This is a genomic window from Vibrio sp. M250220 (assembly GCF_036533795.1).
In the GTDB taxonomy this organism is placed as follows: Bacteria; Pseudomonadota; Gammaproteobacteria; order Enterobacterales; family Vibrionaceae; genus Vibrio.
Genome location: NZ_JATABI010000044.1, coordinates 24,644 through 37,609, shown reverse-complemented (window position 1 = coordinate 37,609; position 12,966 = coordinate 24,644). Strand labels below are relative to the sequence as shown.

General features: G+C 45.5%; 10 protein-coding genes. 7 read left to right on the top strand and 3 right to left on the bottom strand.

What is annotated here, in order from left to right:
• Positions 1–191: 191 nt before the first annotated feature.
• Together QTN94_RS15030 and QTN94_RS15025 are read right to left on the bottom strand one after the other, a co-directional pair.
• Positions 192–437 (bottom strand): DUF3297 family protein, encoded by a 246-nt coding sequence (locus QTN94_RS15030; protein ID WP_006880246.1) that lies wholly within the window; start codon positions 435–437, stop codon positions 192–194.
• A gap of 78 nt (positions 438–515) precedes the next feature.
• Complete coding sequence (locus QTN94_RS15025) at positions 516–2,507, bottom strand: U32 family peptidase (RefSeq protein WP_331428119.1); 1,992 nt, start codon at positions 2,505–2,507, stop codon at positions 516–518.
• A 249-nt stretch (positions 2,508–2,756) separates the two neighbouring features.
• On the opposite strand from QTN94_RS15025, the gene QTN94_RS15020 reads away from it, so the two are divergent.
• Genes QTN94_RS15020 through QTN94_RS15010 form a run of 3 tightly spaced genes read left to right on the top strand, consistent with a single transcriptional unit; the run spans position 2,757 to position 4,824 of the window.
• Complete coding sequence (locus QTN94_RS15020) at positions 2,757–3,128, top strand: GntR family transcriptional regulator (RefSeq protein ID WP_138971274.1); 372 nt, start codon at positions 2,757–2,759, stop codon at positions 3,126–3,128.
• Entirely contained in the window at positions 3,125–3,994 is an 870-nt protein-coding gene (locus QTN94_RS15015) for an ABC transporter ATP-binding protein (RefSeq protein ID WP_331417902.1), read from the top strand. Before QTN94_RS15020 ends, QTN94_RS15015 begins: the two co-directional genes overlap by 4 nt.
• A complete protein-coding gene (locus QTN94_RS15010; protein ID WP_331428118.1) occupies positions 3,994–4,824 on the top strand; it encodes a hypothetical protein in 831 nt (276 codons plus the stop codon). The genes QTN94_RS15015 and QTN94_RS15010 overlap by 1 nt, the downstream gene beginning before the upstream one ends.
• An 84-nt stretch (positions 4,825–4,908) precedes the next feature.
• Here the strand turns inward: QTN94_RS15010 and QTN94_RS15005 are convergent, their stop codons facing one another.
• Positions 4,909–6,501, bottom strand: coding sequence for a bacteriohemerythrin (locus QTN94_RS15005; protein WP_331428117.1), 1,593 nt, complete (start codon positions 6,499–6,501; stop codon positions 4,909–4,911).
• A gap of 389 nt (positions 6,502–6,890) precedes the next feature.
• On the opposite strand from QTN94_RS15005, the gene QTN94_RS15000 reads away from it, so the two are divergent.
• From QTN94_RS15000 to phnD, 4 genes are all read left to right on the top strand, one after another.
• Positions 6,891–8,837, top strand: coding sequence for an ATP-binding protein (locus QTN94_RS15000; RefSeq protein WP_443088797.1), 1,947 nt, complete (start codon positions 6,891–6,893; stop codon positions 8,835–8,837).
• Positions 8,834–10,186 carry a sigma-54-dependent transcriptional regulator gene (locus QTN94_RS14995; protein WP_331428116.1) on the top strand — a complete coding sequence of 451 codons (1,353 nt, stop codon included), beginning with the start codon at positions 8,834–8,836 and terminating at the stop codon, positions 10,184–10,186. Before QTN94_RS15000 ends, QTN94_RS14995 begins: the two co-directional genes overlap by 4 nt.
• Before the next feature lie 215 nt (positions 10,187–10,401).
• Positions 10,402–11,613, top strand: coding sequence for a glycerophosphodiester phosphodiesterase family protein (locus QTN94_RS14990; protein ID WP_138971268.1), 1,212 nt, complete (start codon positions 10,402–10,404; stop codon positions 11,611–11,613).
• A gap of 239 nt (positions 11,614–11,852) precedes the next feature.
• Positions 11,853–12,893, top strand: coding sequence for a phosphate/phosphite/phosphonate ABC transporter substrate-binding protein (gene phnD / locus QTN94_RS14985; RefSeq protein ID WP_269375362.1), 1,041 nt, complete (start codon positions 11,853–11,855; stop codon positions 12,891–12,893).
• The last annotated feature ends 73 nt before the right edge of the window (positions 12,894–12,966 follow it).

The following is a 12,966-nucleotide window of genomic DNA, read 5'->3' as shown; positions in this document are numbered from 1 at the left end:
AGCTTGATTGTATCTACTCATGTTATTTGTCCTCTTTGACTTCTGGAAAAATCAAAGACGCATTTAGCATGAGTAGTTTTACAGGCAAAGCCGAAACGGATGATAACCACCTACTGAAGTAGGTGGTTTAGGGCTGAAAATAAAAAAGCTCGAGTCGGACTCGAGCTTTATAGTGTAAATCTTGGTTCAGCTTATACGTAGTACGCTTCTACTTCGCCTTTAAGTTGGATAAGCATAGGGTTACCGTAACGGTCCTTTGCTTTTGGCGAAGCGACTTTAATCCAACCTTCGCTAACGCAGTACTCTTCAACGTCAGTGCGCTCTTTACCTTTGAAACGAATACCGATTTGGTGATCGAAGCACTCTTTGACAAAGAAAGGGCTGCGTGGGTTACCTGATAGGCGATCTGGTAGAGCTGGTTTAGCTGTATCTGTCATGTTTGCGACCTTGAAGTCCGTAAAAAAAGTGCGTTATTGTAGTCAGTGCTTGATTTGGATTCAAGCCTGTCCTGACGGTTAGATGCCCTTGCAGTATTGTGTATTCGCTGTTGGGAAAACCATTCTATCCAGCTGAGCCGTCAGTTCTTCACTTGGCTGAGAGAGGTTCGCCAAGAACGCATCAATCAGGTTTTCTTTGCTGACTCTAACCCTAGTTTCAGTCTCAATATCTCGAAGATCGATCAGTACATCTGTGAAAAGATGTGGTAAGTCTGTCAGCACCTGAAGATTGAGTACATTGTGCTCGCTGTAAATCGAATTGTGGCTACCTCTGTGCTTCTGTACCACATAAGGGTTGTCTTTGAGGTTGATGATGGATGTGCGTTTTTCACAGCGCTTGAGGCAACCTTTGTTGACCATAATCTTGCGGCATCCTTCCGTCTGCTGGAATAGACACTGGCGGCTGGTCAGCAGAGTGTTTGGGTGGTAAATGCTGTAAAAGCTGCGCATGTTGTGAGGTCGTTTGATATGACGCATCTGCTTCATATTTAACTCATTAGAGATAAACGCCCCGCAGGCCGCGAACTCTTGTTGCAAGCACTTGAATGAGTAGGAGTTGACGGTGTTCATCTGTGGCCCTGCTACCCAAGGCAATTCTAGGGTTTTGGCAAGCATACCGACGCCGGAGTTATTGGTGATCAACAGTTGCGGCTTGATGGCTTGCAAAAATGCTCCTGCTGCTTGGTAATCATCACCGATTAAAATCGCTGGAAACCAAGGTTTGAGGTTCGGATTGGCTTGAAAAAGGGCCACCATAGCCTCCAGTTCATCGGCTAGTCCCATCGGTATTTGGTAGTACACGTCAATATCTGGGTTGTCACACAGTGCGACTTCTTCGTTCGAAGAGATGAGAACGGATAGCCTTGGCGATGCTGCCAGTGCTTCAGCCTGAACCAAGGGTGGTAAGACGGGAACATCTACCGCTCCTTTCAGGCTACTGCCAGTATTGTCAGTTTGTTCGAGGTTGAAGCTCTCGGTGGCGGCTGCGACTTTTTCTATGATGGCTGTTTTATCATCGTACAGTGTTTTCTTAACCTGCTGGACTTCTTCTACGGTCTTACATTGATAAATTTTAGAGAAATGTTTTACAGTGTGATCGCGTGGATTATCGATATACATCGATTTACCGAAATCTCCTTGCAAGAAAGCATTGGAAAAGTCTCGGTTGAACACGGTGTAAAGCTCTCTCGTGTCACTTGAAAGCTCCACACCATCACACAGGCGATCGATTTGCTGACGCCAGTTGTCGACGACCGTATAAACATAATGGGATTTTTTGATCCGTCCTTCGACTTTAAGCGAATACACACCGGCTGCTGCTAAGGCTTCAAGATCGCCAAAGGCCGAGTTGTCTTTCATGTTGAGCGGGTAGTGATGCCCTGTGTTAGTTGGCTGATATTGTTCTCGGCATGGTTGGCTACAGCGGCCACGGTTACCCGATGCTCCGTTACGTGCAGAACTGATGTAGCAAATACCAGAAAACCCGATGCAATAGGAACCGTGGACAAACACTTCCATCATCACGTTATGCTGACGACCAAACTGAGCCAAGTGACTGATCTCATTGATATTGAGTTCGCGTGAAAGATTGACGCGACTTGCCGTTAGTTGGTTGAGAAATAGGATCTGTCCTTCGTTATGGGTATTCAATTGGGTCGAGGCATGAACATCCAGATCAGGAAAATGATGTTTTAAGATGTAGCCAAGGCCAAGATCCTGAACAATGACGCCATCAATGCTGGTGGTGTTGAGTTGGCTGAGTAAGCGCACGATTGCTGGAATTTCGCTCTCAAGAATTAACACGTTGAGCGTCAGGAAGATTTTGCAGTTGTGCTGATGTGCGAGGCGAAGCACTCCGTTTAAGTTGGCCAATGTTAGATTGGTCGCTCGGTTGCGAGCGTTGAATCGATCAAGCCCACAGTATATCGCATCCGCTCCAGCGGCAATCGCAGCTTTAATAGAGTCAATATCTCCCCCTGGGGCCAACAACTCAAATTGATCGCGTGTCACTACTCGCCTCTTAGATAAAATCGAAAATGAGCACGCATTCTACGGGTTTCAGACTCCTGCTGCGGTACTAGTTAACCTTTTATTAATCTGGGTCAAAAACAAATGGTGGCTTTCGCGAGTTTTGAGGATGAATGAATCTATAGAGACCGAGTTGCGTGAGTGAGACCTCTTTTCTGTTGCAATTTATTAGAATTGCTTTAGTGTTATACCTATGTATATCACTAAAGCGTAAATGATAAGGCAGAATTCATGACTGAGTGGAACGAAACACAGCCTATCTTTCGTCAGCTATCCGATCGAATTACCGAGCAGATTTTGCAGGGAGTTTGGTTGGAAGGTCAGGCTTTGCCATCAGTGCGGGCTGTGGCGAGTGATCTTAAGATCAACCACATAACCGTGATGAAAGGCTATCAATTACTCGTGGATGAAGGCCTAGTTGAGAAAAAGCGTGGTCAAGGGATGTTTGTTGCGGTGGGTGCAATAGCACGTCTAAAAGCAGTTCAGAAACATGATTTTATTGAACAACAAATTCCTTCAATCGCAGCAAAACTAACACAGCTAGATATTCCACTGAATGAATTTATTGAACGGTTAACGGTGCACGTTGAGGGTAAACAATGAGTGTATTAATTAGTGCTCGACAGGTAAGCAAAGAATACTCAGGTCGTGTGAAAGGACAAAACGAAGCCATAAATAATATTAGCTTTGAGTTGAAACCTGGTCAGGTCTTAGGCCTGCTTGGTCATAATGGTGCCGGCAAGTCCACTTTGATCAAAAGTTTACTTGGTGCACATCAATATCGTGGTGATATCGAGATTCTTGGATTTGAACCGGTGGCGCAGCGTGCCAATGTGATGCAGCATTTATCCTACATATCAGATGTTAATGTGTTGCCTGAGTGGATGACGGTGGAACAACTGCTTCGTTATACCGCCGGTGTTCATCCGAGTTTTGATTTAGCCAAAGCTCAGCAAGTGATCGCCAAGACGGATATTAGACCAAATAGCAAAATCAAAGCGTTGTCGAAAGGGATGAAAGTCCAGTTGCATCTGGCGATCGTCATTTCGACGGACACCAAAGTGTTGATTTTGGATGAACCAACTCTCGGTTTGGATCTTGTTTATCGCGATACTTTTTACCGCCACTTGCTAGAGTGGTTCCATGATGGCGAGCGCGCGCTGATTATTGCCAGTCATGAAGTGTCTGAAATTGAACACCTTCTTACAGATGTGTTGATTCTAAAGCGTGGCGAAGTGGTGTTGCAGGCGTCGATGGAAGAAGTTGCCCAAGGATTCGTAGTTGTTGAAACGAATCACGATCAGAATGAACAAATCGAGTCGTTGAATCCGCTTTCAAGCGAACGAGGTTTAGGCTCTACACGTTGGCTACTGCGTTCAGAGCAAGCTGAGTGCTTGCAAGATGTTGACCGGATTTACAATGTAAAACTGGCCGATCTGTTTTTAGCGTTGCAGAAGGAGGCGGTGTAATGAATGCGAATGTTTATATGCTAGAAAAAGAGTGGTTGGAGCATAAGGTCATTACCCGTATCCCTGTTGCTTTGCTGATCTGTGGCGTGGTGCTGTTGTTGAGTTTATTGATGAACTCAACTATCCAGAGCAATGTTACCTATGAATTGACCTATCAGAATGATGGCTTTGAGTCGGGTTTCGAACTTGGGAAACAGCTCAGTCACTTAGTTTTGGTTGTTAGTGGATTGCTCTCAATACTGCTTACCTGTCTCTATTTTCCTAAAACGTTGCGTAAGGAGCGTCAGGAGGGCAGTGTGATGTTCTGGCGCAGTATGCCGGTCACCGATTTAAACATGCACGCAGTGAAGTTGGCGTTCGGCCTGCTGGTGGTGCCTGTCATTTGCTCAATGTTGGTTATTGCAGCGGACTTTTTGATGTGGATTATCAACCTAGTGATGTCTGAGCAATTCCCTCTGTTCTTTACTGGTGAATCGTTGTTTTACGTTGGAAGTCATTGGCTAGAGTTTATTGGCCGTATGTGGCTGGTTGGCTTAGCGCTGTTGCCTTTTGCCACCATAGCGATGGCAATTTCGCAAAAGGTCAATTCACCGCTGTTGATTATGCTGATCGCTCTGTATGTGATTAAGCTGTTGGCGAGCAACTTGTTTGCCACGGATCTTGTCAGCCAATTTATTGATGCCATCACAAACTTGCCGCTAGATGTGTTGGTTGAATCTAACCCTATGATCGCATTTGCTAACGCTGGCACACTGAACTTAGCGGTGTTCTTTAGCCTAGGCGTGTTAGGATTGCTGGCTAGTTTGAGGCTCAGTCGAACCATCGATTAATAGGGATTGAAAGTAAAAAGGTAGCTGAAAGGCTACCTTTTTATTTGTTGAAACAGGCTATTGCACATATGAGCCGTGGGCGAGTCAGTTGAAATTGTTCTTTTTAAAGCTGTCCACGTAGGCTTTATCTTCATGCATAATGTGCTGGCTGAGCCAGTTCTTTAAGAAGCTCATCAGTTCATCACCAATGTCATCCCCACGTTCGACTCGCTTTTGGAAATCGAGCACTTGCGCAACCAGTTGGTTGTGCTTTTCGATGTGTTCTTTGGTTTGTGAGTAGTCGATTTGATCAAACAGTACCTCTTCGTATTTAAAATGATTGGCCGTGTAATCAATCAGACCTTGTACGACTCGTTTGATAGAACTTAACCCGTAGTTATGTTTTAGTAAGTGGTATAGCTCATTAATCAAATGCAGTAAGGCTTGATGCTGGCGGTTAATCTCTTCGAGACCAATGTCCAGCTGACTGCTCCATTCCATCAACTTATCTCGCTTAGCTTCCTCTGCGTCTATCTGTCGTTGGTCAGTCGCAAAACGGTGTAGCAGGGAGTCAATCTCACCAGATAGGTTTCTTACGGTAATGCTGGCGAGTAAGGTTTCCTGTGTCGCTCGGACGTTGTTGTCTGACTCGTTGGCAATAAGTTGCAAGCACTGCTCAAGATCTTGAGTTTTTTTCGTCTGTTCATCGGAAGAGTGCGTGATATGTTGTCCATATTCACGTACATCATCGATTTGTAGGTTGAGTTCTTTAAACGTGTGTTCTGCCGCAGATGCGATAGCCAGTGAGCGTTCCATGCTGGATTTGTTTTCCTTCATGGTCTCCAAAACATCGTCAGTTTTGGCTTGCAAGTTGTTGATTTTTTGTCTTATTTCTTCGGTTGCTTGTTGGGTTCTCATTGCTAAAGAACGCACTTCATCGGCAACCACGGCAAAGCCACGGCCCTGTTCACCTGCACGGGCACTTTCTATTGCGGCATTTAAGGCGAGTAGATTCGTTTGTTCAGCGATGCTACTGATGGTTTCCATTACCTGACTGATTTGTGCCGTTTCGTGCATCAGGGACTGAAAGTGTTCGTTTGAGTTGTCTATGTGCTGGTTGGCGTTATCGAGAGCTGTTTCCAAGGCAATCATATCTTTGGTGCCTTGATCCGCTTTTGTTTTTGCTTCATTAGCGAGTGACGCTGTTGACTCGCAATAGCTTGATACATTGTGTGTGATTTCAGAGAGCTGTTCGATGATCTGTCGGGCGGTATCGACATCACTTTTTTGACCAACAGCCCCTGCTTTAGAGATCCCAGAGTCTTTTTGCACGGTATCCGCGACGCTGACCAAACGAGCGGTTGACTTACGCAATGCGTGAACGGTGCGAGAGATGTCTTCACCTATCCGGTTAAAGGTGCGTAGGAGTGGCGCGGTGAGATCATCATCGCTAGCAACTCTAACGGTAAGATCCCCTTCTGAAAGATGGCGTGCTGCCTGACTGATTTGCTGCAACATGCCACCCATTGAACGGATAATGTTTAAAACAATGACATGGTAAAGCACCACTAGCAGTAACCAACCCCACTGCTGGAGAAAGAACAGATATCCAGCCAGCGGAAGAATCAAAAGGGTCATTGTGATAGACCATTGTACTGGGGTTAATTGGCTCAATTTGGATGCTAGCGATTTAAACATACCTTCGCCTCTTATAGATTACCGTTGATCACTCCATTAAATTTAGGCGAAAGATTGGGATTCCCCATACTAAATATGCAAATTATTTTAGTGTCACTAAGCAAGAGTAGTTAGAAGGTAAAGGTGGCTTAAATCGAAAGAGTGGCCGAGTGGTTATCGCTCTGGATTGCACCCCTGTAGAGGGGGGACTGTGTCGAAACGCGCAGAAAAAAGCGTTTTCCAATTAGGAAAAACCTGATTGATAGAATTTCTCACTGCCTATTCCACAAATCTGGTAATCATTACTTTATTAATAAAATGTAGTGATGTTTTATATGGATTGTTAATTTGAGCGGCGGACTCTAACGCTGGCTCTAAACTTATGAAGTGGGAATAGCTCAGTGAATCAGATGGTTGATCGAGATCTTGACGTCTCTGTTGTCGAATTGGACACACCGCGATCACGTCGTGGCAGTTTCAAGTGGCGCGGTATCGAAGTGCGGCTTGGCCTCGCGTTAGCCATGCTATCGATGACGACTCTATTGCTGGCGCTGTTCAGTTCGACCACCTATGACAGGCTTGAGTTAGCGTTGGTTGACTTAAAAGAGAAAGAGATCCCAGCTTTGGAGCAAGCGGCTCGGTTGAATGATATGGTGAGACTTGTGATCACCGATTCTTCGCAACTGGTGGTAGCGGACTCAAATCTTGAACGACGCAAAGCGATGCAACGTGTCGAAGAGAGCATCAATGAAATGGGGCGGGTACTGGCACATTTTCCTGAGTACTACGCTTACTTTAAAGATCTCATCATGCAAGTGAGCAACAGCCTTAGCCTACTGTATCAAAGTGGTGAAGAGTCTCGTGAACTCAATAAAGAGTTGCGCCATTTGCTCGAAGGTTTTTATCCCTTGCTTCAGCAGGTGAGTGAAGAACTCGATAGTCTTCCTCAAGAGCAAAAATCCCGTCTTCAATACAGTCAGCTGAAAGCATTGTTGTTTTATCAGTTGGGTTTGGTAGAAAAACTTTATAACGATGGCAGCTTTAATGAGTTGGATTACACCACTTATCGGCTCGAGCAGTTGGGTCAAGATTGGTTTAGTCTGTGGTTGGCAAGTGGCTTAGCGAGTTCTTTACCTGCGCTGGATGAAAAACTATCGGTTATCTATACTCTCGCGTCTCGTTCAAGTCGTCTGGTTCAGCTAAAGAATCAGGCGCTAGAACATCATTATCAGCAAGAATTTTTACTGGAAAACAGTCGTAAGTATCTTCATCAGCTATCGGTTCAGATAGAACGAAATACCGCAAATGTGAATTTAGAGATTGATTCCTCTATCGCTCATGTTCAACGCTCGCTGGCCTCTAACCGTACCTTCTCTCTGGCTTTGTCACTGTTTAGCCTAATCGCTGCTGCGGGTATTTCTTGGTTCTACGTTCGTAAGAATATTTTGGAACGTTTGCTCAATTTGCGTGATGACATGTTCGCTATTTCAACCGGCCATTTGGATACAAAGATTGAGCTAAAAGGTCATGATGAAATTACCCAAATGGCGAAGTCCCTTCAGGTGTTTCAGGCTACAGCTAAAGTGGTGAAGAAAACCAATCAAAAGCTCGAAGCAGAAGTGGAAGAGCGCCGCGTGGCGGAAGAGAAACTGCGAGTGACTCAAGATGAACTGATTCAGGCAGGAAAACTCGCCGCACTGGGCCAGTTAAGCGTGGGGATTACTCATGAGATCAATCAACCACTGACGGCCATAAGCAGCCATACTCGCAGCGCTCAGAAATGGTTAGAGCAGCAGAGAAGTGATAAAGCGACCCACAACCTGCAAAAAATCGAACAGCTCCTCGGTAAAGTGGCGGCGTTGACGCATCACCTCAAAGCTTTCTCTCGCAAAAGTGATGGAAAAATCTCATCGGTTGAAGTCATGCCGGTTGTCAATGATGCGATTGAACTGTTTACCAACCGTCAGGTACCGATAGTGCTCGATTGTGACCTTGCTTCTGATGAGATCGTACGGGCGAATCCGATTCGCTTAGAGCAGGTGTTGGTCAACCTGATCAGTAACGCCATTGATGCGGTAGAAAACAAATCAGAGCCACTGATCTTAGTATCGGTGGCACGCGTTGATAACAACGTGACTATAGCGGTCAAAGACAATGGTAAAGGCATTATCGAAGACGATATTCCGCATATTTTTGACCCATTTTATACCCGTAAAGAGGTTGGCAAGGGCCTAGGTTTAGGTCTGTCTATCGCCTTTAATATCATCAAGGATTTTGGTGGTTCGATACGGGTGCACTCTCAGCCTGAGTTTGGCAGTGAGTTTGTAGTACATCTTAAACAAGGCGAAAAAGCATGACGATGGATAAGCGTATTACCCTGATTGATGACGAGCTGGATGTTGTAGAAGCCGTGGGCGAAATGCTCGAACTTGAAGGTTTCACCGTCACTGGATTTACCGACCCTAAAAGTGGTCTGAAATCACTCTCGCCTGATAGTCGACAGGTGGTTCTGTGCGATGTTCGAATGCCTCAGTTAGATGGATTATCGATGTTAGAAGCGATTCAGAGTCGCTCGCCACATTGCGAAGTCATCCTAATGAGTGGTCATGGGGATATTCCGATGGCCATCGAAGCGATCAAACTCGGCGCGTTCGATTTTATTGAAAAACCACTCCAAAGTGATGAACTGATTGAAAAGCTCAACCTTGCCGCCACACATATTCACAATGCTCCCATAGCTCAAAACACCACGGCGGAGCAACCGATTGAAAACGTGATTATTGGTGTTTCTAGCCAGATGGAGATGATTAGGACGCAAGTTCTCGCATTGGCGCGTACGGGTGTCGATACGATTATCAACGGTGAAACTGGCACGGGGAAAGAGGTTATTGCACGAGCGCTTCACCGCTATTCAGCACGACGAGAAATGCCCTTTGTTGCAATTAACTGTGGCGGCATGACCGAAAGCATCATAGAGAGCGAACTATTTGGTCATGAGGCGGGCTCGTTTACCAGCGCCAACAAAAAGCGGATTGGTAAAATCGAGCAGGCGCATGGTGGCACACTGTTTTTAGATGAAATTGAAAGCATGCCAATCTCAGTGCAAATCAAGTTATTGCGTGTGATTCAGGAGCGGGTGATTGAGCGGGTTGGCGGCAATACATTGATTCCGGTCGATATCACGATTGTGGCGGCAAGCAAGGCGGATTTGGCGGAGCTGAGTCAGCGTGGTGAGTTTAGAGCGGATCTGTTTTATCGACTCAATATTGCCAGTCTGAATCTCCCACCTCTTCGTCAGCGTAAGGAAGATATTCAGTCCTTGTTTCGTCATTTTGTCGTTCAGGCCAGTCAAAAATATAAGACTCGCGCATCGACACTTTACGCCGAACAAATCCAACAACTGTGTCGACATGATTGGCCAGGCAATGTGCGAGAGTTAAGAAATGTGGCTGACCGTTTTGTGCTTGGGATCGTTGGCGAAGGTTTTGATCTTCAAGCGCCTTCAACCTTGAGTAGTGATGGCTTTGCGTTTGAGCAGCAGATGGAACAGTACGAGCGTAACGTTCTTACCGAAGCGTTGATTGAAATGGCGGGCAACATCAACGAGGTGTCATTGCGCTTAAATCTGCCAAGAAAAACCCTTTATCGTAAGATGAAAAAACACCAACTGGACAAAGAGAGTTTTAAAGCAAGTCGCCAGATTTAGGGGCAAGACATAATTGACCCATCATAGAAGCTTAATAAAAACGTTATACTTATCTGATTGAATTGCAAGCGAAAAGTTTTTGGCACGCTGCGTGCAAAATGGATCGTCGTTCTGGTTAGAAGTCAGGGAGTTAGTCGTATGTTACGACGGAGACTTTTCCCAGTCCGGAACACCATAAATAACAAACAACTATTTGCTGCAAGGAGAATCAACAGATGAAGCAAATCTTAACCAGTAGTATCGCCCTATTGCTAGGTGTTAGCTCAATGGCGATGGCTGCAAACGAGCCAGCGCAGGTTGGGCCACGCCCGCTATACCTCGTCAGTGATATGGAAGAGGGACCTCTGAAAACTAAGTTGGAAAGCTGTCAGGCCGGCCCATTTTATCGTAGCGACTTCTCTATCGGCCACCGTGGAGCAGCAATGCAGTTTCCAGAGCACACCAAAGAGTCTTACTTGGCTGCGATCGCAATGGGTGCTGGGGTGTTAGAGTGTGATGTGACCTTTACCAAAGATAAACAGTTGGTCTGTCGTCACTCGCAAAGTGATTTGCATACTACAACCGATGTACTTGCTCATCCTGAACTTGCTAAGAAGTGTACGGTACCATTTAAACCTGCTAATCCAGCCACAGGTGAAGATGCACAGGTAGAATGTCGTACGTCAGATTTCACGTTAGCGGAATTTAAGACTCTTAAAGGCAAAATGGATGGGGCGAATCCAAAAGCGACAACGGTTGAAGAGTACATGAACGGGACTCCAGGCTGGCGTACAGACCTCTATTCGCAAACAGGGACTTTGATGACCCATGCCGAGAGTGCTGCACTGTTTAAAAAATATGGTGTTAAGGTGACTCCTGAATTGAAGTCAGCTGCCGTGAAGATGCCTTTCCAAGGCTTTAGTCAGGAAATGTATGCTCAGAAGTTGATCGATGAGCTTAAACAAGCGGGCTTCTCTCCTGATGAAGCTTATGTTCAGTCATTCAATCTTGATGATGTTAAATACTGGATCAAAAATGAGGCTAAGTTTGGTAAGCAAGCTGTCTACCTTGATGACCGTATGTACGAAAAAGAGGGTTTTGCTGCTTCGTTGGAAAACATGAAAGAGCTCTCTGATCAAGGTGTTCAAATTATTGCTCCGCCTTTGTATGCCTTGATTCAACTTGATGAGAATAACAATATTGTCCAGTCTGACTATGCCAAGCTAGCGAAGCAAGCGGATCTCGATATCATTGCTTGGACACTAGAGCGTTCAGGTCCATTGGCGCAAGGCGGTGGCTGGTACTATCAATCCGTCACAGACCAGATCAAGCGTGATGGCGATATGATGAAAGTACTCGATGTCTTAGCGAAGGACGTCGGTGTGCTTGGTGTATTTAGTGATTGGCCATCGACGGTGACTTATTACGCGAACTGTATGGATATCTAAGTTTTCGTTGCTATCTACCGTTAAAAAAAAGGGTCAAATGACCCTTTTTTTTCGCTTCGATTTGGCTGGGACAGAAATGACCCAAACATCTTAAAATTAATTGGACACAAATGACCCAAACTAAAAATGGTTAAATTGGTGGAATGTTAAATTATTGATATTTAAGACTAAAATAGTTGGCACAACCCCTGCTATAGGAGAGGTGAACATCAACAATAACGTGAATGTAAGGTTCTAATATGAAAAACAGTGTAAAAGGATTGTTAATCGCTGGTTCTTTGCTGCTGCCATCAATGGCGATGGCAAGTGAGTGTACTTATCGTGGGGTACTGGATGATAGATACTGTGATGAAAATAAAGACTTAGTGGCTGACGCGCCCAAAGATGCGAGTGAGTGGATTGATCCAAGTACACTCGTATTTACCTACACTCCCGTTGAGGACCCTGCTCTGTACAAGGATGCATTTGCAGATTTTCAGGCGCACCTAAGCAAAATTACCGGTAAAAAAGTCATCTATTACACCGTTCACTCTAACTCAGCTCAGGTTGAGGCGATGCGTTCAGGTCGTCTTCATGTTGCTGGTTTCTCAACGGGTCCAACGGGCTACGCTGTTAACCTTGCGGGTTACGTACCGATCGCTGTTAAAGGTGATGAGTCAGGTTTCCAAGGTTACAACCTAATTACCATCGTCCGTAAAGACAGTGGCATCAATGAAATGGCGGATCTGAAAGGTAAGAAAGTCGCGCATACGTCAGCGTCTTCCAACTCTGGTAACCTTGCTCCGCGCGCTCTATTCCCAGCTCAAGGCCTCGTACCGGATCAAGATTACAAAGTGCTTTACTCTGGTAAGCATGACCAATCTATCCTAGGTGTTTACAACGGTGACTACGATGCTGCCCCAGTTGCTTCAGATGTGTATGACCGCATGGTTGCAGCTGGCCGTGTTGATGCCTCTGAGCTAAAAATTATCTACCGTAGCCCACGTTTCCCAACTTCTGCATTTGGCTACGCATACAACCTGAAACCAGAGCTTGTAGAGAAGATCAACGAAGCCTTCTTCAGCTACCGCTTTACCAAAGAGATGAGCGATGCGTTTAAAGGCGCTGACCGTTTCTCACCAATTACTTACCAAGAAGATTGGTCAGTTATCCGTGATATTGCCCACGCGACAGGTACCGCTTACACCAAAGCCGGTCTGAAAAAACTGGCTGAAAAAGATGCAGCTAAGCGAGCTAAGAAGAAAGCGGAAGAGTTAGCAAAGCAAGCTAAGACGCAATAATCCTTTAACAAACCCATCATTCAAAATAAATGTACGGTGTCCTCGTGTGTAGGGCACAGGGCACCGTACATCC